The sequence below is a fragment of the Halobellus ordinarius genome (assembly GCF_031823395.1).
Classification (GTDB): domain Archaea; phylum Halobacteriota; class Halobacteria; order Halobacteriales; family Haloferacaceae; genus Haloquadratum; species Haloquadratum ordinarius.
The window spans coordinates 1-19,173 of sequence record NZ_JAVQKJ010000005.1; the positions used below are offsets into that span (position 1 = coordinate 1).

Sequence of the window (19,173 nt, forward strand, 5' to 3'; positions counted from 1 at the left end):
GACTGTGTTCCATCGCTGTCTCTTGATTAGGAACGTTTTGACTTAGTGGTTTGTATCACGAGTCGTCGGCTTCATCCCCGAGGTCAAGCCTCGGGGTATTCGCCTTGTCCGCTGATAAAACGAGCCGGGCGCTCGAACGACCGGAGAGCACGCCGGCGACGCCGCCCGCCCCAACTTTCGGTCGTGCGATGCGGCGCCCCACCCACGAAATAGGTAAAGGGCTGCCCCTCCAATCCAGTGATATGAGTACACCAGAAGCGACCGGCGCCCCGATCCACATCGAGAGTCAGGAACACTTCGACGGCCTCGTCGCCGAACACGACGTCGTTCTCGTCGACTATCACGCGGATTGGTGCGGTCCGTGTAAGATGCTCGAACCGACTGTCGAGGCGATCGCCGAGGAGACCGACGCGGTTGTCCTGAAGGTCGATATCGACGAACACCAGTCACTCGCCCAGAAGGCAGGTGTCCGCTCGGTCCCGACGCTCGAGTTCTACAAAAGCGGGGAGCAGGCCGAACGCGTGATCGGCGTCCAGGACAAAGACGACCTCGTCGACATCATCGAGTCGCTGTCGGCGTAACGAGGCCGAACGACGGCGACGTCAGTTCCCGCCAGTTTCGCTCAGCGCCGCGTACTCGACGTTGTGGCCGGTCGAGGATTGGTGCTCGGAGAGCCGTTCTTCGGCTTCGCGCTCGCCGTGGGAGAGAAACTCCGTCTCGCAGTCGTGACAGACGACGTGGTAGAGTACTTCTTCGTGTTCAGCATCACCGTCCATCGCATGTGCCATATAGAGCGTTTTGCCGTACCGGTGTATAGTTAATTGCGGATTACATTTCCGAGCATCAACCGAAAGGAAGCGTTAATCGCCCTGTTGTTGTTAGAAAAGTAAGTAATACCGAGTGTCGTAGTCCGAACCGTTATTCGTCGGGTTCGGGGGCGGGAAGCACCAACAGGTGGAACCGCGAGTTAGACGGTTCCGAGGGGGGAGACCGAAAGCGCGGATTCCGGCCACGACCGGTGTGTTTCTCGGCCGACAGGAGCGTTTGCACGTGTTCGATCGGACGAACGCACGACAGCGTGCGGTCGAATAGCAGGCGGATGCACACTCTCGGTCGCGACCCAGCGGCGAGGCCTTTTTACGTCAGAGCGTGAAGGAAGTGGTATGATATCACTCGAAGACGCGGTGACGGCGCGGCTCGAATCGCACGGCGAGCGGTTCGAGGTACTCGTCGATCCCGACGCCGCCCTCGCAATCAAGCGCGACGAGTTCGAGGGCGAGTTAGAGGACGTCATCGCCGCCGAGGACGTGTTCGAGGACGCCTCCCGTGGCGACAGACCGGCCGAATCCGCACTGGAGACCGTCTTCGGGACGACGGATCCCTTAGAGATCATCCCGGAGGTCATAAAACAGGGCGAGATCCAGATCACCGCCGAACAGCGCCGGGAGATGCAGGAACAAAAGCGGAAGAACCTCATCAACCGCATCGCGCGCAACGCGGTGAACCCCCAGATGGACAACGCACCGCACCCGCCGGAACGGATCGAGCGCGCCTTAGAGGAGGCTGGCTTCCGCGTCGACCCGATGGAGCCCGTCGAGTCGCAGGTCGACGAGGCCCTGGACGCGCTGCGGCCGGTGATCCCGATTCGCTTCGACGAGGTGACCGTAGCGGTGCAGGTCCCGGCTAATTATGCCGGGAAGACGCAGAATCAGGTCCGCCAGTACGGCGATCTCGAACGGGAAGAGTGGCAGCCGGACGGCTCGTGGGTCGGCGTCTTGACGTTCCCTGCAGGGATGCAAAACGACTTCTACGATATGGTCAACGAGATGACCTCCGGGGAGGCCGAAACGCGGATCCTCAAGGACAAAGACGAACTCAGTACCCGATAACGGCGTCGAAGCCCGGAACTATCCCTTCTTGAACCCGGCCAGGAAGCCGCCGGTGAACCCCGCGGAGATCGAAAGCGTCGAGAGGATCGTCGAGATCCAGTCCGGTGGCGCCCCGGTGGCGGCGTTCTCTGTCGTCTTCACGAGCCCCGAGGTGAGCCGCTCCCAGTCGACGGTAAGGATCCCACGGGATTCGAGGAATTTGAAGAGCGCAAGCTCGAGGCCGATTATCACGGCGATGACCTTCGCGAGCTTCTTCGCCGCGAAGCCGATGATGCCGCCGATGACCGCGCCGCTCCCGAACTCTAAGCCGAGTTGCGTCGGATCGATCGACAGCTGCAGCGATTCGAACATACGGAATCGTCTCCGGCCGGGATATAAGTGGTTTGTGGGACCGCCAGGTCAAGCCGCCCCGGAGAAGTGAGGGCTCGAATCCGAGCCGATCAGTCGTCAGCGGGAGCCGCGCCGGAGGAGGCCCCGCCCGTCGCGACGGAGACCGCCGATTCGTTGGCCGCGACCCACCGCAGCAGGAGGAACGAGAAGACGTACTTCGCGAGGACGTCGAGCGCGGAGTATCCCCACGACGTCAGGCCGACCGACTGGACGATGGCCAGTCCCTCGACGCCCACAGCCCAGATGATCGGGTAGCCGAGCCACAGCACTACCGTCAGGATCCGGAGCGTCGCAAAGATGTCATCGGTCCCTGCCTCGGCCGCAGCCTTCGGCCACGTGGTCAAGAGAGCGTACAGCACCACGAGGAAGAAGGCACAACTGACGAAGTAGTAGAACCAGCGGAACAACAGGGACGAAGTGGTCAGCGCGGCGGCCAGACCAGTCACACACATTCCGATGTCCGCGGCGATGACCGTGAACAGGCTTCCCGTATCGACGTCGGCGAGCAACCCGAGCGCGAGCAGAATCATCGGCGTCGACAGCGCCCACGTGAGATAGCGACCCCACTGGCTCATCACTTCCTGACCGGCGAGTGGGTGTCCCGCCGGCATCTGGATGAATCCGACTGTCAGCCCGGAAGCGAGGCCGAGATAACTAGATATCGACACGAGCGGGATCATCAGCGTCGCGCCCCAGATGAGGCGTGCTCGCTGATCCGTCACGTTCCGCCCCATATACACGAAAAGCAGGATCGCGAGGCCGGCGAGCGCGATGTTCACCCACAGCGACGAGTTCAGGAGGACGTTGTTTTGAATCTGGGAGAGCGCGTCGCTCTGTGTCTGAAGCAGTACGCCTTGCGTCCCGATCGGCCCGTGTATTACCATACTCAATCTTGTTTCGTCTATTTATTATTAAATAATACGGCCGATTCGTCAATTCCCACTATCTCAAGTGGCGAATCGTTCTGATTCGAGTGACGAATTCGAAAACAGAGCAACACGGAAGTCAGCCACGCCCGGCACAGCGGACCGCATCGACGGTCCGCTCGGTGTGAGTGCCCGCTGGCACTGTATCTCGGATAGTAAAAAATCAGATAATAATGAAAATCTCGCCTGTTGATACAGATGCCGTGCGTACGTGACGTATGTACTCTCTGATGCCGTTACAGTTATTCACTCCTGGGCTGGGCATCGGTCTCTTGCTCTTGGTCCTAGCACTGGTGACGGTCTGGCAGATGGTGGTGTTCGTCGACGCCTACGACAAACAGGTGCTCACGGTGTTCGGCGAGTACCGCAACTTGCTCGAACCGGGCATCAACTTCATTCCGCCGTTCGTCTCGCGGACGTACACGTTCGATATGCGTACGCAGACGATGGATGTGCCCCGACAGGAGGCGATCACGCGGGACAACTCACCGGTGACGGCGGATGCCGTGGTCTATCTCCGTGTGATGGATGCAAAGCGGGCGTTCCTGGAGGTCGAAGACTACAAGACGGCGGTCTCGAATCTCGCCCAGACGACGCTTCGGGCGGTTCTCGGCGACATGGAGCTCGACGAGACGCTCAACAAGCGCCAGGAGATCAACGCGCGCATCCGGAAGGAGTTGGACGAACCGACCGACGAGTGGGGGATCCGCGTCGAGTCTGTCGAGGTCCGCGAGGTCAACCCAAGTGAGGAGGTCCAACGCGCGATGGAGCAACAGACCGGCGCGGAGCGGCGACGCCGGGCCACGATCCTCGAAGCGCAGGGCGAACGCCGGAGTGCAGTCGAGAAAGCCGAGGGAGACAAGCAGTCGAACATCATCAGAGCGCAGGGCGAAAAGCAGAGCCAGATCCTCGAAGCGCAAGGTGACGCCATCTCGACGGTGCTCCGTGCGCGGTCTGCGGAATCGATGGGCGAGCGCGCGATCATCGACAAGGGGATGGACACGCTCGAAGCCGTCGGGCAGGGAGCGTCGACGACGTTCGTGATTCCGCAGGAACTCACCTCGCTCCTGGGACGGTACGGCAAGCAACTCACCGGCAGCGACGTGGCCACTAACGGCCAGCACCTGGAGAGCCTGGAGTTCGACGCCGAAACGCGTGAACTCATCGGACTCGACGACATCAAGGAGATTCTCGGCGAGATCGACAAGGCCGCCCAGATGGACGTTGCGGATCTGGAACAGCAGGCCAAGGCAGTCAAGGACGGAGATGTGGGTATGGGGAGCGGAGACGAAGTCGGTGAGCAAGACAGCGAAGTCGATACCGAATCGGAAGCACAGACGTCGGTTTCGTCCAACTAGACAGCGTTGTAGAACGCTTTCCCGGACTGGTTTTCTGCGAGCTTCGAAGCGAACCCGTTCCCCCCCTGTTCGGGAGCAGACCCCGACGGTTGTTTCGGTTCGGCCGCCGAGGTCGGTGGCGGCCCATCGAGGCGCAACTTACAACCGACCCGGCACAAAACTGGAATCATCCCAGTATGGACGAACGCGACATCCGCCTGTTGAAGGCGATCGCGGATCTCGGGACCGGGAGCCCCGAAGCGCTCCACGAGGAGACGGACATCCCCGTCTCGACGATCCACTACCGGCTGAACAACCTCCGGGAGGCGGGCATCATCAAAAACGACCTGTACGACATCGACCTCGAATCGGTCGGCCTCGGGGTGACCGTGCTGGTCGAACTCCTCACCGACTATCACGGCTCGCACCACGACTTCGAGGACGAGATCCTCGCCGTCGAAGGCGTCTCCCAGGCGTACTTCACGATGGGCGAGACCGACTTCGTCGTCGTTGCGCACCTCCCCGACCGCGAGATGGTCGAACGGCTGATCACCGACCTCGAGACGATCGAGGAGGTTCGCCGGACGAACTCGACGTTCGTCGTCTCGACGCTGCGGCACAGCCACCGCGCGCTCCAGAACTACGACCTCGACACGTTGCTCTCGGAACTGGCCGAAGAGTGATCTGCTGGAAGCAGATCGCACAGAACGAAACGGGCCGGACGCGATTTGAACCGGAGCCAGACGGACCGGGCGTGCGGCCCGACGGGCCGTTCCGGGCTGCGACTGGCAGGGTTACAAATCGCGTCGTAGTCACTTTGTAGCTCACTGCCGTTCGCAACAAAGCGGGCCGGACGCGATTTGAACGCGCGACCGTCTGATTAAGAGTCAGACGCTCTGCCGGACTGAGCTACCGGCCCTCGACAACAGGCAATTCCGGTGGCGCGATTAAAGATGTTTCCTTTCGCGTGGCGAGCGGGGGAACGCACTCGATTATCAGGAACTCGGACGAACGGGTGCTGTTAAGTGTTGGCCGACCCGAGGTGACGTCAGAATGAGCGCCGGGATCACGATTCCCTCGTCCACCTACGCTATCCTGGGCTGCGGGAGCGTCGGCTACGCGGTGGCCGAGGAACTCGTCGAGGAGGGGAAAGACGTCCTCATCCTCGACAAGGACGAGAGCCGCGTCGAATCCCTCCGCGATCAGGACCTGAACGCCAAACAGATCGATATCACGGATCCCGACGTTGCCGACGTCGTCGCCGACAGGGACGTCCTCCTCATCCTCGCGTCGGAGGTCAAAGCGAACAAGGCGGCAGTCTCGGCGATCCGCGAGCGAGGGGACGATCAGTTCATCGTCGTGCGCGCCTCCGACCCGGTGACGGAGGACGAACTCGACGAACTGGGCGCTGACGTCGTCATCAACCCCTCGGAGGTGATCGCCGACTCGGCGCTGCGGTCTTTGGAATCCGGCGAACTCGAATACAAAGCGCGGCAGCTCGCGGAGATTCTCGAAGACGCCACGGAGGGCCTGGCGATACTGACACACGACAATCCCGACCCCGACTCGATCGCCTCCGCCGTCGCGTTGCAGGCCATCGCCAGGGAGCACGGGATCGACGCGGTCATCAACTACGAGGGGGAGATCGGCCACCAGGAGAACCGCGCGTTCGTCAACCTGCTCGGGATCGAACTCGTGCCGCTGTCGGAGGGGAAGCCGCTCTCGGAGTACGGCGCCGTGGCGCTGGTCGATCACACGAAATCCGGCGACTCCGACCGCGACTACGAGGTCGACATCTTCATCGACCACTACGAGCCAGAGAGCGAAATCGAGGCGTCCTTCGTGGACGTCCGGCCGAACGTCTCCTCGACGTCGACGATCCTCACGAAGTACCTCCAGGAGTTCAACCTCTCGCCGAGCGCGGCCGTCGCGACAGCGCTGCTGTACGGTATCCGCGCGGAGACGCTCGATTTCAAGCGGGAGACGACGCCTGCGGACCTCACCGCGGCGGCGTACCTCTATCCCTTCGCCGATCACGACACGCTCGAACAGGTCGAATCGCCGTCGATGTCGCCGGAGACGCTCGACGTGCTCGCGGAGGCCATCCAGAACCGACAGGTGCAGGGGAGCCATCTCGTCTCGAACGCCGGATTCATCCGCGACCGCGACGCGCTCGGCCAGGCAGCCCAGCATCTCCTGAAACTGGAAGGAATCACGACGACAGCCGTGTTCGGCATCGCCGACGACCGGATCTTCCTGTCGGCGCGCTCGAAGGACATCCGGATGAACATCGGGAAGACCCTCGAAGACGCCTTCGCGGAGATGGGCGAAACGGGCGGCCACTCAACGCAGGGCGACGTCGAGATCCCGCTCGGGATCTTCACCGGCATCGAGACGAGCGACGACAACCGCGATACGCTCCTGCAACTGACGGAGGAAGCAGTTCGCCGGAAGCTCTTCCAGGCGATGGGCGTCGACAGTTCCGACAGCGGGAACGGAAGCTAGACGCAGTCGCGAGGCTCCCGGAGTGTTTTGTCGCTGCCGGACGGAGAGACGAGTATGAAAGCTGTCGCCGAGATCGAGATCCCCCGGCCGCCGAAGGCGGTGTTCGAGTATATGGACGTTCCGGAGAACCAGGCACGGATCTCTCCGCGGTTGACCGCTGTGGAGACGCTCGGGACGCGGGATAACGGCGGAAAGCGGGCGCGGTACACGTACCGACTGCTCGGCCTCGACTTCGACGGCGAGGTCCACGGTGTTGTCCACGACCCGCCGGAACGGATCAGCTTCGAGCTTTCGGGCGACATCGAGGGCCGCATCGAGTGGACGTTCGAGCCGACGGACGGGGGCACTCGGGTTACGTACGCGACCACCTACGACCTCGGCCTGCCGACGGTGCTCCGGTGGCTTTTGGCGCCGGTGACCGCGCGGTTCAACCAACGGGAGCTCGACCGAACCCTCCGGAATCTCGACGAGAATCTGACTGAACCGGCGGATTCCTGAGAGAACAGCCGGCAGGCGGTCCTGCGGTCGGTGTCGCCTGCGGCCAGCCGGCGGGCAAAAGAATATACCCGCCCCCGCACACAGCAATAGCAGACCGAACGTGGCCAGCAGCCTCCTCCCGATCGTCGCACTGATTCTCGTCGCAGGGATCGGCGTCCAGTTGCTCGCGCGACGGTTCCGGATTCCCAGTGTCGTCTTCTACCTCGGCCTCGGGCTCCTCCTCGGACCGGAGGTGCTGGGGCTCGTAACAGTCGAAACGTTCGGCGATGGACTGGAGACAGTAGTCGGTCTCAGCGTTGCCATCATCGTCTTCGACGGTGCGTTCGCGCTCCGATTCGAACGGATCCGGGAGGCCTCGCGGACCTCGTTACGGCTGGTAACGATCGGTGCGGTGGTGACGTTTCTGGGAATATCTGTGGCCGTCCGAGTCCTGGAAGGTGCCGCGTGGGAAATTGCACTCGTCGTCGGCGCGCTACTCGTGGCGACGGGACCGACAGTCATCACGCCGATCCTGGAGGTCGTCCGCGTCAGAGAACACGTCGCCGCAGCGTTGGAAACTGAGGGGATCATCAACGACGTGACCGCAGCCATCGCGGCGGTCGTCATCTTCGAGACGATGTTGCTCGACGACCTGGGGATCTCACAGACGGCCATCGCGTTCGTCGAACGGGCCGGTGTTGGCGTCTTCGCTGGCCTTCTCGCGACCGGGCTGATCTATTTCCTCCTCGAAGAGGAACTGACGCTGGAACAGGGGCCACAGACGGCCCGGTTTCTGGTCTTCAGTGCTGCAATCGGCTCTTTCGCGCTTGCAGAGGCGGTCGCCGCCGAAGCAGGCATCGCGGCCGCGGCGACTGCAGGGATCGCGCTCGGGAATCTGGATCTTCCCCACCGTGAGACGATCGAGGAGTTCGCCCGCGATGCGACGCTTATCGTTCTGGCGTTCGTCTTCGTCTCGCTCGCGGCGCTGATCGACCTCGGTGCAATCCGCCAACTCGGCGGCGGCGGGATCCTTTTGGTCGTCGTGGTGATGTTCGTCCTCCGACCGGTGGTGGCCTGGATCGCGACCGTCGGCGTCGAACGGTTCAACCGTTCCGAGCGCCTGTTCCTGGCGGCCGTCGGTCCCCGTGGCATCATTCCGGCGAGCGTCGCGACGCTCTTTGCGATCGAACTTGCCACGGCAGGGAATCAGACAGCCAGTCAGACGCTTCTGGGGACCGTGTTCATCGTTATCGGAGCCACAGACGTGATCGAAGCGGGGCTGGCGCGACAGATCGGCGAGCGGCTAGGAGTAACACCAATGCGCACGATAATCGTCGGCGGGGGCCGGGTCGGGCTGGCGCTCGCCACGCGACTGGAGCAACGAGGCGAGTTCGTGGTCCTGATCGAGGACGACGAGAAACAGAAACGCAAGGCTCGGGAGGAGGGATTCACCGTCCACGACGGCGACGGAACCGAGGTCGACGTCCTCCGGGAGGCGGGTATCGAGGAGGCGAAGATCGTGGTCGCAGCAACACGCGACGACAACGTCAACCTCCTCATCTGTCAGATGGCACGGACCAAGTTCGACGTCGAAAAGGTGTACGCCCGCGTCAACGATCCGCAGAATATGGACGCGTTCCAGGCGCTTTCGGTTACTGCGGTCGACTCTCCGATGGCGACCGCGTTCGCGATCGACAACGAAATCGAGCGCCCGGAGCTGGCGAACTGGATGTACGATCCCGGTGACGGCCACGACATTCAGGAGATCGAGATGACTGCCGATTCGTTCGCCGGGAGAGCAATCAGGGATCTCAACGAGGAGATCCCCGGCGGCTGTCTGATCGCCGAGATCGGACAGGGAGAGGATTCCCACGTTCCGGACCCCGACGAGGTTCTGAAACTGGGCGATCACATCACCTTCCTCGGGGACGCCGCGGCGGTCAAAAAGGCCGTGCGGCGATTCCACCCACACGATTGACAGCGACGGAGGGCTACGGCCACGGCTCCGGACGGAGTTCACGCGATTTCCGAAGCGGGTGCCCGGGGTGGCCGTCTTTCGTCGTTGTCAGCGCGTACAACTCGGTGTCGAGCAGGTCGACGACTTCCTGGTCCCGGTTTTTGTGTGTGCCGTGGACGCCCCAGGCGGCGACGACGCGGTCCGCCGAGGCTGCAATCGCCCGCAAATGGCGGTCGTTCGCTGGACCGACCGGACTGGGATGCTGTTTCATCTCCGCGGGGTCGGTCGCGCGGACGGCAAAGAGGTTCCCGACCTCGACGCGACCGTAGCCCCACGCGTTCGCGAACCGGACGCAGGTCGAGATGGTCGGGTCGTTGTCTGTCTCGTCGGCCGTCGACGGATTGAGCGCCACGAACGCCACCGTCGGTCCGTCGGGGTCCCACTCCCGCCAGAGCCGGTACCGGTACTCTCGGTCCTCGTCGAAGATGGCTCCTTTCGGTCCTGAGACCGACGGTGACCGCTCGTCGCTCCGCGAACTGTCTTCGACCACGGAAGGAATCGAGCCGCGGGGAACTTATCCGCACGGGATCCGGCGGCTGAGACCGCCTCGGTCCCCGATCGTTCCTCGGAGTCGGAGTACCACCAAGTGCGGACACAGTCCCGAGAGCGTGCCACGCGCGCCGTAGCCGGGGACAGAATTACTTGTCCGGCGGCGAGACCTAAGCGATATGACGGAATGTGAGACGTGTGGGCTCCCCGCCGGACTCTGCGTCTGTGACCCGATCGACGACGCGCGCGAACTGTCCATCGGGACCGTTCAGGGGGGTACCGAACCCGAGGTTGTCGTGTGGGGGTTCGATTCGTCGCTGGCAGGAGACGGCTACGAGGCGCTTGCGAATCTCGCGTCTCACCTCGCCAATTCGCTGGCCGGCGAGGTCGAACGGTCGGCGGATCGGGTGTTCGTCTCGGGAGTTCCTCCGGCCGCAGTCCGGGAAGCAGTCGACGACTCCGCGGAGTTCCACGCTGCCGAGGGAGACGAACTGCCGACCGACCTCCAGCTGGCGGACGTCGAGACGGTCGAGCGAGCGCGCCGGGAGGCGTACGAGGCGGCCGATCTCGCCCGGATGACGACGTACGGCACTCCGGCAAAACTCCGGCCGCTGCTGTCGTTCGAGGATCCGGAAACGAACCGGCACATCGCCGAGGCGGTGGTCCACTGCGGCGGCGCCCCGATCGATCTGATCGCAGGCTGTCTGTCCGCAATCGACGGCGACTCGCCGCGGGAGCGCACCCGTCGACGTGAGACGCTCAAGACGCTGTGGCAGGAGGTCGATGCCGTCGACACTGTCGCAGATCCCGGGATGGTCGCCGCTGAAGTCGATCGCTACCTCGACGACGCCGACGAGGTTTCTCGGCTACTTGCGACGAAATCCGTCGCTGCACTCGCGGCTGTCAGCTCAGATGCTGTTCGCTCAGCGATCGACGTCGGGACGCTGACGGAGCGGACGAGTGACGAAGAAGCAATCAGTGAGGCGGCCGCCCGGGCACTGGATCTGCTCGGGGTCGAATAGCGAGGGTCGCCCATCGCCGTTCACGGGTTGGCGCGCTTCTCACTGTTCACGGGTCGCTTCGCTCCACGTTCGCCAATCGAGGTCTCACTTCGTTCGACCTCGCGATGCGCGGGACAGGATTCGAACCGGAGCGAGACGGTCGTGCTCACTCCGTTCGCGCGCTGCGACTCGCAGGGCTCGAATCCGTGCCTGCTCGCTCGTCGCTTCGCTCCTCACTGCGCGGGACAGGATTCGAACCTGCGGACCCCTATGGGACAGCGTCCTAAGCGCTGCGCCGTTGACCACTTGGCTACCCGCGCGCGGGTGCAACTACTTCCATCGACCAAATCAACCTGTCGTTCCGCGCGGAGGATTCTTCCCTGCGGCCGTCCCATTCCAGGTATGTACAGCGCCCGGGACCGCGTGGCCAACAAGGAGTGGCTGACCCGGATCGAACGCGGCGCCGACCGACTCGACCTCGGCAGCGAGGCCCGCTCGTTTGCTGCGGATATGTTTCTCTCCGAAGTACCGGACGAGGACCGATCGAAACGCGCTGCCGCGGCTGCGAGTCTCTACGCCGGTGCATTGATTGCCGGTGAAGAGCGCTCTCAGAAGCGCGTCGCCGAGGTAATGGACGTGACACGACTGAGCGTCCAGCAACGATGGAAGTCGACGCTCGAATCCGCCGGGTTCCAGCCACCGTCGTGGTGAGTCTGCAATGCAGCGACCAACGATCCACTAAATCGGGCTACTGTTCGGGACAGCCGGCCTCGCCGCCGTCGGGACGATCGGGCCCCCGTCCGTCCCGTTCCGGCGTAAGGTTTCCGTGTCTGTCGATTTCGCCGCTGATGATTCGGGTCGAGGAGATCCGCTCGCCGTCATCCGCGGTGACGTGATCGACGACTTCGATATCGAGCGGATCGTGCCCCCGCTCCGCGCGGATCTCGTTGATCCGTTCACCCCCGTCTTTCGTCTCGGGAGAGACGATGAGAACGTCGAACTTCGGTTCGGTCGCGATGCCGGTGGGTTCCTCGAGTTTCCGCACCTCGAACTCCCGGTCGTACGCCTCCGCGAGCGGTTCCAGTTCGGCTATGAGATCCCGCTTGCGGTCCTCGAACGTCCGGACGTAGCGATCGACGTGGCGGGTCTTCGGCGCGAGCTCGTCGCTTGTCAGCCCCACGGTGACGTCACCCAACTCGAAGGCGCATTCGAAGAGCGCACGGTGGCCGTCGTGGACTGGATCGAACGTCCCGCCCAGCGCGACGTGCATACCCGGCCGACGACCGCCCGAAACTTAAACGGGTCGGGTCGCGACCTGACCTCTCGGAGGTGACGGATTCCTGAAGCTCGGTGAGAGATTTGATATAGCGATATACAATTTACGTGGTGGGAGACGAACGGCCGCGCTCCCGGTTTCCGCGGAAGGTGAGGGAGTAGATGTGTTCCTCGTAGGTCTCGCGAACGCGATCTCCCCAGTTGTGCGTGTAGGTATCGATGATGTCGCCGCCGACGTCTCCCCGCAGGTACTTGACGATGCCCCGGTCGCCGGTTCGATCCCGGAGATGCGTGGTGAAGAAGTGCCGGAAATAGTGAGGTGTGACGTTCTCTTCGGCGGTACCGCCCGATCGGTGCCAACCCGCCTCACTGGCGTGACTTTCGACGAGATGGTGGACCATATCGGGTGTCAGGCGACTGCCCCAGCGGCCAGAGGTGCTGACGAAGAGCGGTTCTGCGGACGAACGGACGTTCGGGCGGATCGCGAGCCAGCGACGCAGGGCGACCTCCAGTTCGTCGTCGATCGGGATAACTGTCGACCGCTTCCGCTTGTTCGAGGCCGACCGCTCCTCGCCCGCGTAGACTGCCCCAGCCTGCGGATCCGAATCGATGTACAGCGACGGCCCACGGCCGTTCAACTGCGGTCGCTGGTCGATCTCCGCATCCGCGACAGCGAGGAGTGGACTGTCGTCGGCGAGAGCGACGTCCCGGAGGTCGAGGTTGCAGAGCTCTCCGACCCGAATCCCGGTCTTAAGCAGCGTAACGACGACGGCGTACTCCAGTGGGTGTGTGATACTCCGAACGAACGCGCGCATCTCCGAGAGCGGAATCTCCCGCCGTGAAGGGTTAGTGTCGATCCGCTCGTCCATCTCTTCTTTCACGAGCGTCATCGGGTTCGATTCGAAGACCCCAACCTGCGTCATATACGCGTAAAACCGGTGGAGATAGGAAGCGTAGGTCGCAATCGTGCTGTCTGCGGCCGCTGAACCCCTGAGCGAGTGAATCCAGGCCATACAGTCGCGGTGCGTGGCTGCCGCGATGGTACCGGGTTCGTCCCGTGGGCTCCGTGATGGCTCCGCCAGAAACGCCTCGAACTCACGGAGGACGCGCTCGTAGGCCTCTCTGGTCCGGTCAGATTTCCCGTGGTACGTCATATCTTCGAGGAAGTACGCGATCGGATCCTCGATCGCTTCGCCGTCGGGCGATTGGATGCTCATCGGTCACCCTCCGTGTCCGTGAGCGCATATCCGCCGTGGCGGCCGCTGTGTCTGACCCTGTCGGACGCCTGCAATCGCTGTAAGGCGTCTTCGAGCCGTGCTTCGAGGTCCGTGGAGAGTTCCTCGTGCAACTCGTCCCACGAGCGGAACTCGGAGGCCGACAGTGCCGCGACGACCCGTTCCTCGAACGCGTTCGACTCGTCTGCAGGATCTGACTCGGTGACTCGTTCGTCCGATGGAGCGGTTGCACTCTCAGACTCGTGGACCTCGAAGTCGCGACGGCCGGCCTGGACCATCGCCCGGACAAATTCGCTTTGGCTCATCCCCAACTCCTCGGCGTGTTCTTTCCACCGCTCCTTCTGATAGCCTGGAACGTAGGTCATCACCGTCGCACGCTCCTCGTCGAGTTGATCCGCCGGCATACAAATCGGCTGGACTGCCTGCCACTTTACTTTATTGCATATACGAGGATAACCTTACTTAGACTGGAATCTATGAGTGTGAAATCAGCGTTGTGAGATATTTATTTGTGTAACTGCTTGTATAATTCTGGTAGTTGATAGCACTGATCCGAATAATATAATTTGCTGCTCTGTTCAGATTGGATCTTCCCGAAGATATCATAGTACGGGCGCTGACTCATTGTGCTGAGTCCGAAAATCGAGAGCCCCTCTTTCGAGCGCAACCCCTGGGGTTCGGTGCGGGAAGACGGCCGTCCAGAGCGGTATCGAATTTCAGTTACCGAAATATGGGGAAACGCAACTGAGCACCGAGCACCCCAGTTATCGAACTACCGGTGAATGTCTTCGCAAGGGTGAGTCACCGAACTCGCGATCCGCTTGACTTGGTAAACGCCGAAAGGATACAAGAACCGCTTGGTTCCCTGTGCAGACGAATCAAGTCTGAGAGCGTTACCGTGCCGCGTCGGTGCGTTTTCGTGGACTGTTGCCGACATACGAGGATCTACAGTAGTAACGACACCCGACGGAGCGGAGACGTGTGCCGTCTGTGAGTCGCGTATCTTCGATCACGACCCGATCCGCGTCCGCAGAATCTCACACGGTCGCGTGGGGGTTGCCGCCGTACTTCTGTAACTATATTGTCTGTCCGCGTACATCGACGACAGATACCTGACCGTCGTGCTGCCTGGTCGTGGTCGACGAGGACTGCTGCTGACACGGATCAGCGCCTCGAGTCCTTCCAACGGGCAGCACTGCTCACGGTGGATAGGGATCTTCCGGGAACGTACGGGAGATCTCGGAATCAAATCGACTTCGGACGACGTTCGTCCACCACCGACGGCTCCGCCCAGCCAGCGGTACCGACTCCTGCTTCCCGAAATCGTACCGGGGAAACTCCCGATATCGCAATAGCGAGCAGGTGTGAGCATCCATCGAATCGGAGGTTGAGTGCCTGAGAAACGGGGTGACGCAGATCCTGGGATCGGACGCGGGCTACCCGCGAGCTCAACGTGGACGGATTCGGATCGTCGCCAGCGGTGGAAAAGCGCTCCTTCGGGCCAGTCGCTCGATACCCTCTCGGCGTGACACAGTCGTCGACACTCTGCTTTCGATGGTAGAGCGTGATGTGCTGGATGCGACGTACCTTGACGTCCAGACGGTCGTTGCGGGATTCGAGCAGACGCTTCCCGGGTAGCAGGTCCAGTTGCGTCCCGAGGAAGGCCGGGTCACCAGCCATTGGCCATTCTAGTCGCTATCCAACTGATCCGACGTCGAGACCCTGGGTTATGTCTGGAACTCGCGGTGGGTAGCGCTCGATGCACCGCTCCGTGGTCCTCCTCCGGTTTGGTTCGGGGGGAGTTTCTGAAGACTGGACGCCGAGGAGTACTCAGGTCGGTTGAATACCGCGCGTGGCGGCGGGCAAATTCCACGAGGATTGATCGAACCGATTTCATTGAATAATATGCAACAGAATTGGGTTCGTCTCCGATCACATAAACTATATCTCGCTATATAAAATCGAGAGCTTTGGAAGTTGAGACTACAGCGGTCTTAGAGGGGCTGTGATGCGTGGTTTCAGCCGAATCGACAAGCGGAACCTGCTTCAGACTCCTCTCCAATCGGGGATTCTTGTTGAACTGGAAACTAATTCGGAGCATTTCCGAGACTTCGGATAGTGTAGCCACTCAGACGTCGTGCTAACCCAGACTGAGAGCTTTACTACCCGATACCCGTCTCTTTCTTCAGCAGCGTCAGCGTATTGTCGGCTGTCACGATCGGCGAGTGCTCGTACTCCCCGATCAATTCAACCTGGACGAGCAGATCGACTGCCCGCCAAATCGAGTACAGGAGACACGCAAACGCGAAGTAGAAGAACCGTAACCCGAAATCCTTCGAGGTCGTCGCAGCCATAAACCGCTTGATCGACTTGTAGCCGCTTTCGATCTCCCACCTGTAGCCATACTCGGTGAGGAACCCACTACCGCGATTCGTCATGAATACCGAGTACTGCCTGTGATCGTCGTGCTCGGAGTTTTCTTTGCGTCGGTAGATCAGCGTCGTCTCGTGCCATTCGTTCTTCCCGAGATGGAGTTTGCGGTCGGTCTCGTACCGATCTTGGCCGTGTTGGAGCAACCGATTCGCCTGCGCTTTCTCGCTGGTTTGCATTCGTTTGGGGACGACGTATGAGAGCCCACGCTGGCTGAGCATCTCCAAGACGTGCTGGCTGTCGAACTCTCGGTCCATCAGCACGTTATCGACGTGGACCATCTCCTTGGCAGAATTCAAGAGGTCCTTGACGATTTCTAAGCGGGACTCACCCTTCTGAACTGGCCGCGCATCAAGGACGATCGGGACGGCGTTGCCGACTAATTGGACTGTCGCCCACTGGTAGGCGTACTCGTCAGTTTTCTCCTTCGTCCCGATGATCTCGTCTTCGTGCCCGGTCCTGTCGCCGGTGAAGGGATCGGCTTCGGTGATATCGATTGCGACGATCCCGGCTCGGAAGAACTCCTCTGTCTCCGCGACTTCGCTCAGGAGCCTGTTGACGGCCTGTCGGTACATCTCGCGAGTCTCTGATACCGAGAGATCGCGAATCTGCTCCCGGTGGGCGTGCCCCAGCAGTGTTCGATCCCGAGTCGACTCGTAAGCAAAGCTACGAGCCCCTTCGTTCGCAGCCAGCCGCTCGCGAAGCCCCAGATACGTCTGTAAGTCCCAGTAGGCGTTTTCGTGGATCTCACAGCCATCTCCAGGATCCAGCGAAAATGCCGGGGAGACGACGCGGCTGACGTGGTCGGTGATCTTCTCTGCCTGCTCCAACGTGGTTTGATCGTCCGGGTCTGACTCACCAGACTCGTTCCCGTGGTATCGGAGCTTTCGTGTCGGTTCACGCGGAACCCCGATACCTGCATTCTGGGCTTTGATGAGGATCGTTCGAGCGGCTGTCTCGACAGTCTCCCTGAAATCAGGGGTGAACCGCTCGTGCCAGCTTCGCCACAGTGTCGACTGGTCTGGAATCGTCTCGAGCCCCAGTTGCTCGCAGAGTTCAGGACGGGTCCCGAGATAGTCGACAAGCGCTGTTTCGTGCTCCCACCCGTGGAGTTCCTTAAGTACGAATAACCGAAAGAGGGTGTCCATCCGGTAGCTTGTCGACCCCACATACCGGTCGTGGGCGCTGAACCGGAAGTAGGCTAACGGGAGTGCACAGACGAACTCCTCAACTGAATTGTTCATCCCGTGGGTGAGCCACGTTTCTGAGACTGTCCGGATATCTGATTCCAGTCCCGCCAGCGACGTTCGATCGTACAGTGGTGTCGAATCATATGCTGGCCAGGTAACGTACGAGCGCTGGGCCATCTGTCGAAAAACATCACGACGTGAGATAAGCGTTGGAGACATAATTTTACTAAATCGTGATTTTAGGCCCTATAACAGACAATTTAGACAGAATGATAGAAATACATTCAGAATACACCGATGATGAATCCAATACCCATGAGAATAAGGATCGCAGCCGAAAAGGCTGGTAAGTACGGTGTGTACTGTTTAACGGTCTCTTCGTGGTGCTGATAGCCCGCGACCAGTAGCATTGTTAGTCCCACGATGCCGATAACAACAGTAATTGCGTATACACTCATCAGTTCGAGACAGTAGTTAGACCCGGCACAGAGAGCGATAATCTCGAACTCCTCCTCGTGAGCGAACCCGAGCACGAAGGCAAACCAAGCAATTCCGAGCAATCCCCTCTCGGCAACATCATCGGAACCCTCGTCCGTATGTGAGTGGCGCCCGATGAACGGAACGGTGCGTTTCAGGCGAGGAATAAGCCTCTTGTCGTCCTGTGAATCCGGATGCTCGTGAATATCACCGTGGCTGTCGTCGGATCCGGAGTGGTTCGTCGACTCGTGGTTGTGACTCTCGTGCGAGTGGTCGTGGTGGTACTCTCGGATCCCAAGACCGATCAGCAGTACGCCCGCAACCAGACTGACCGGGCCACCGATCTGGATACTATTGAGAATCATAACTGGCTCGTTGATCTGAGTGAGACTAAAATAGGATTTCGCGTAGAAGAACACACCAACCATCGCGAGACTACTGATGAGGTGGCCGACACCAATGATGAGCCCCGCCGCAAGGCCGTAGAGCCACTTATTCGTCTGATCCAATGCGTACGAGGCGGCGACGGGCCATCCATGACCGGGCTCGACCCCGTGGACAGCCCCAAGTGCGACCGCACCGAGCAGTAGTCCAAACGTGTCGCCAGACACAATCGTCATACCCTGAACTCGGAAAGAGCGCCGAATAACGGTTGTTAATACCCGATTGGGGGAACCATCATACTCGGGACTCTTGTGTCCGGGCATCGAATATGGTCGTATGCGAACGAGTTTCAATATCCCCGATACAGTGGTCGACGAGTTCGATCAGGTCTGGCAGGATGAGGGATTGGACAACCGATCCCGGGCCGTCCGTGAAGCGATGCAAGAGTACATCGAGTCGCATTCCCGACTCGAAGACCTTAGCGAGGACGTTATCGCGCTCGTCGCCTTTGACTACCGCCATCACGAGGTGATTGGGGAACTCCACGGTGTCCAGCACGACTATCAGGACGTGATTCTCAACACGAGTCACACACATCAGGGGGAGTGGTGTCTTGAGTCCTTATTCTGCCAGGGAACAGGCGAACGCGTTCGGGAACTGACCTACCGCCTTCGTGACTTCGACGGCGTGAATCGGGTGAAAATTATGGTGATTCGAGATAACTGAGCGAGATAGACGTCCCGTGAATTCGCACGCTCAGTCCGCTGCCGTTGCCGTGTCTCCGGCTGAATCGGACGGCGTGTTCAGATAGTGGTAGATGAACACGAGGATCAAGGCGACCTGAACCGCCTTGTCAACGTAGTCGACCATTCCGTATTCTGACTTGGCTACGATCCAGAGAGGGAATTGCACGGCCGTATACGGAATCCCGATCAGGTAGAGCAGTCGCCGCCGATAGTCGAAGAAGAACAGCACAAGTGCACCGGCGTAGCCGACACCTGCGAGTGCAACGGGAATCCGTCCCTCGACGATACCAGCATACACGTGGAGAACGCCAGTGACCACGACTAACGCAACTGCTAGCCACTGGGTTTGGGTGAGCGATCCGATCCGACCCGTGGATCTATTTTGTGCGTTCATCACAATACTAT

General features: G+C 60.9%; 21 protein-coding genes and 2 tRNA genes. 11 read left to right on the forward strand and 12 right to left on the reverse strand.

What is annotated here, in order from left to right:
* The first annotated feature begins 242 nt into the window (after positions 1-242).
* Positions 243-581 (forward strand): thioredoxin, encoded by a 339-nt coding sequence (gene trxA, locus RJT48_RS06540; protein ID WP_311171460.1) that lies wholly within the window; start codon positions 243-245, stop codon positions 579-581.
* A gap of 21 nt (positions 582-602) precedes the next feature.
* Here trxA and RJT48_RS06545 read toward each other — a convergent pair whose 3' ends face one another.
* Positions 603-788 (reverse strand): hypothetical protein, encoded by a 186-nt coding sequence (locus RJT48_RS06545; protein ID WP_311171462.1) that lies wholly within the window; start codon positions 786-788, stop codon positions 603-605.
* Between the two features lie 375 nt (positions 789-1,163).
* Between RJT48_RS06545 and RJT48_RS06550 the strand changes: the two genes are divergently transcribed.
* The gene (locus tag RJT48_RS06550; protein WP_311171463.1) at positions 1,164-1,889 is read left to right on the forward strand and encodes a ribosome assembly factor SBDS; all 726 of its coding nucleotides are present in this window, start codon (positions 1,164-1,166) and stop codon (positions 1,887-1,889) included.
* Positions 1,890-1,907: 18 nt separating this feature from the next.
* Here the strand turns inward: RJT48_RS06550 and RJT48_RS06555 are convergent, their stop codons facing one another.
* Both RJT48_RS06555 and RJT48_RS06560 read right to left on the reverse strand, forming a co-directional pair.
* On the reverse strand, positions 1,908-2,240 hold the full coding sequence (locus RJT48_RS06555) for an FUN14 domain-containing protein (protein WP_311171464.1): 333 nt from the start codon (positions 2,238-2,240) through the stop codon (positions 1,908-1,910).
* A gap of 89 nt (positions 2,241-2,329) precedes the next feature.
* Complete coding sequence (locus RJT48_RS06560) at positions 2,330-3,163, reverse strand: bacteriorhodopsin (RefSeq protein WP_311171465.1); 834 nt, start codon at positions 3,161-3,163, stop codon at positions 2,330-2,332.
* Positions 3,164-3,435: 272 nt separating this feature from the next.
* Between RJT48_RS06560 and RJT48_RS06565 the strand changes: the two genes are divergently transcribed.
* Together RJT48_RS06565 and RJT48_RS06570 are read left to right on the forward strand one after the other, a co-directional pair.
* Positions 3,436-4,563, forward strand: a complete 1,128-nt coding sequence (locus RJT48_RS06565) for an SPFH domain-containing protein (protein ID WP_345784734.1) — start codon at positions 3,436-3,438, stop codon at positions 4,561-4,563.
* Between the two features lie 176 nt (positions 4,564-4,739).
* Positions 4,740-5,225 (forward strand): Lrp/AsnC family transcriptional regulator, encoded by a 486-nt coding sequence (locus RJT48_RS06570; RefSeq protein WP_311171467.1) that lies wholly within the window; start codon positions 4,740-4,742, stop codon positions 5,223-5,225.
* Between the two features lie 162 nt (positions 5,226-5,387).
* On the opposite strand, the gene RJT48_RS06575 is transcribed toward RJT48_RS06570, so the two are convergent.
* Positions 5,388-5,461 (reverse strand) — tRNA-Lys (locus RJT48_RS06575).
* A 134-nt stretch (positions 5,462-5,595) separates the two neighbouring features.
* On the opposite strand from RJT48_RS06575, the gene RJT48_RS06580 reads away from it, so the two are divergent.
* The 3 genes from RJT48_RS06580 (at position 5,596) to RJT48_RS06590 (ending at position 9,502) form a co-directional block, all read left to right on the forward strand.
* Positions 5,596-7,047 (forward strand): DHH family phosphoesterase, encoded by a 1,452-nt coding sequence (locus RJT48_RS06580; protein ID WP_311171468.1) that lies wholly within the window; start codon positions 5,596-5,598, stop codon positions 7,045-7,047.
* Between the two features lie 54 nt (positions 7,048-7,101).
* Complete coding sequence (locus RJT48_RS06585) at positions 7,102-7,545, forward strand: SRPBCC family protein (RefSeq protein ID WP_311171469.1); 444 nt, start codon at positions 7,102-7,104, stop codon at positions 7,543-7,545.
* 121 nt (positions 7,546-7,666) lie between these two features.
* Positions 7,667-9,502 carry a cation:proton antiporter domain-containing protein gene (locus RJT48_RS06590; protein WP_311171961.1) on the forward strand — a complete coding sequence of 612 codons (1,836 nt, stop codon included), beginning with the start codon at positions 7,667-7,669 and terminating at the stop codon, positions 9,500-9,502.
* 13 nt (positions 9,503-9,515) lie between these two features.
* Here RJT48_RS06590 and RJT48_RS06595 read toward each other — a convergent pair whose 3' ends face one another.
* A complete protein-coding gene (locus RJT48_RS06595; protein WP_311171470.1) occupies positions 9,516-10,031 on the reverse strand; it encodes a DUF1643 domain-containing protein in 516 nt (171 codons plus the stop codon).
* Positions 10,032-10,209: 178 nt separating this feature from the next.
* Between RJT48_RS06595 and RJT48_RS06600 the strand changes: the two genes are divergently transcribed.
* Positions 10,210-11,052 (forward strand): hypothetical protein, encoded by an 843-nt coding sequence (locus RJT48_RS06600; RefSeq protein WP_311171471.1) that lies wholly within the window; start codon positions 10,210-10,212, stop codon positions 11,050-11,052.
* Positions 11,053-11,268: 216 nt separating this feature from the next.
* Here the strand turns inward: RJT48_RS06600 and RJT48_RS06605 are convergent.
* A tRNA-Leu gene (locus RJT48_RS06605) sits at positions 11,269-11,351 on the reverse strand.
* An 82-nt stretch (positions 11,352-11,433) separates the two neighbouring features.
* Here RJT48_RS06605 and RJT48_RS06610 point away from each other — a divergent pair.
* Complete coding sequence (locus RJT48_RS06610) at positions 11,434-11,742, forward strand: transcription initiation factor IIB family protein (protein WP_311171472.1); 309 nt, start codon at positions 11,434-11,436, stop codon at positions 11,740-11,742.
* 37 nt (positions 11,743-11,779) lie between these two features.
* Here RJT48_RS06610 and RJT48_RS06615 read toward each other — a convergent pair whose 3' ends face one another.
* The 3 genes from RJT48_RS06615 to RJT48_RS06625 form a co-directional block, all read right to left on the reverse strand.
* Positions 11,780-12,301: a phosphopantetheine adenylyltransferase gene (locus RJT48_RS06615; protein ID WP_311171473.1), complete on the reverse strand. Its 522-nt coding sequence runs from the start codon at positions 12,299-12,301 to the stop codon at positions 11,780-11,782.
* A 109-nt stretch (positions 12,302-12,410) separates the two neighbouring features.
* A complete protein-coding gene (locus tag RJT48_RS06620; RefSeq protein ID WP_311171474.1) occupies positions 12,411-13,523 on the reverse strand; it encodes a tyrosine-type recombinase/integrase in 1,113 nt (370 codons plus the stop codon).
* Positions 13,520-13,945, reverse strand: coding sequence for a DUF5805 domain-containing protein (locus RJT48_RS06625; protein ID WP_311171475.1), 426 nt, complete (start codon positions 13,943-13,945; stop codon positions 13,520-13,522). Before RJT48_RS06625 ends, RJT48_RS06620 begins: the two co-directional genes overlap by 4 nt.
* Positions 13,946-14,948: 1,003 nt before the next feature.
* On the opposite strand from RJT48_RS06625, the gene RJT48_RS06630 reads away from it, so the two are divergent.
* Positions 14,949-15,179, forward strand: a complete 231-nt coding sequence (locus RJT48_RS06630; protein ID WP_311171476.1) for a hypothetical protein — start codon at positions 14,949-14,951, stop codon at positions 15,177-15,179.
* Between the two features lie 524 nt (positions 15,180-15,703).
* Here RJT48_RS06630 and RJT48_RS06635 read toward each other — a convergent pair.
* Positions 15,704-17,380 (reverse strand): transposase, encoded by a 1,677-nt coding sequence (locus RJT48_RS06635; protein ID WP_345784735.1) that lies wholly within the window; start codon positions 17,378-17,380, stop codon positions 15,704-15,706.
* Between the two features lie 65 nt (positions 17,381-17,445).
* Positions 17,446-18,252, reverse strand: coding sequence for a sulfite exporter TauE/SafE family protein (locus RJT48_RS06640; protein ID WP_345784740.1), 807 nt, complete (start codon positions 18,250-18,252; stop codon positions 17,446-17,448).
* Between the two features lie 106 nt (positions 18,253-18,358).
* On the opposite strand from RJT48_RS06640, the gene RJT48_RS06645 reads away from it, so the two are divergent.
* Positions 18,359-18,748: a CopG family ribbon-helix-helix protein gene (locus tag RJT48_RS06645; RefSeq protein WP_257628835.1), complete on the forward strand. Its 390-nt coding sequence runs from the start codon at positions 18,359-18,361 to the stop codon at positions 18,746-18,748.
* Between the two features lie 30 nt (positions 18,749-18,778).
* On the opposite strand, the gene RJT48_RS06650 is transcribed toward RJT48_RS06645, so the two are convergent.
* Complete coding sequence (locus tag RJT48_RS06650) at positions 18,779-19,162, reverse strand: hypothetical protein (protein ID WP_311171479.1); 384 nt, start codon at positions 19,160-19,162, stop codon at positions 18,779-18,781.
* Positions 19,163-19,173: the final 11 nt, after the last annotated feature.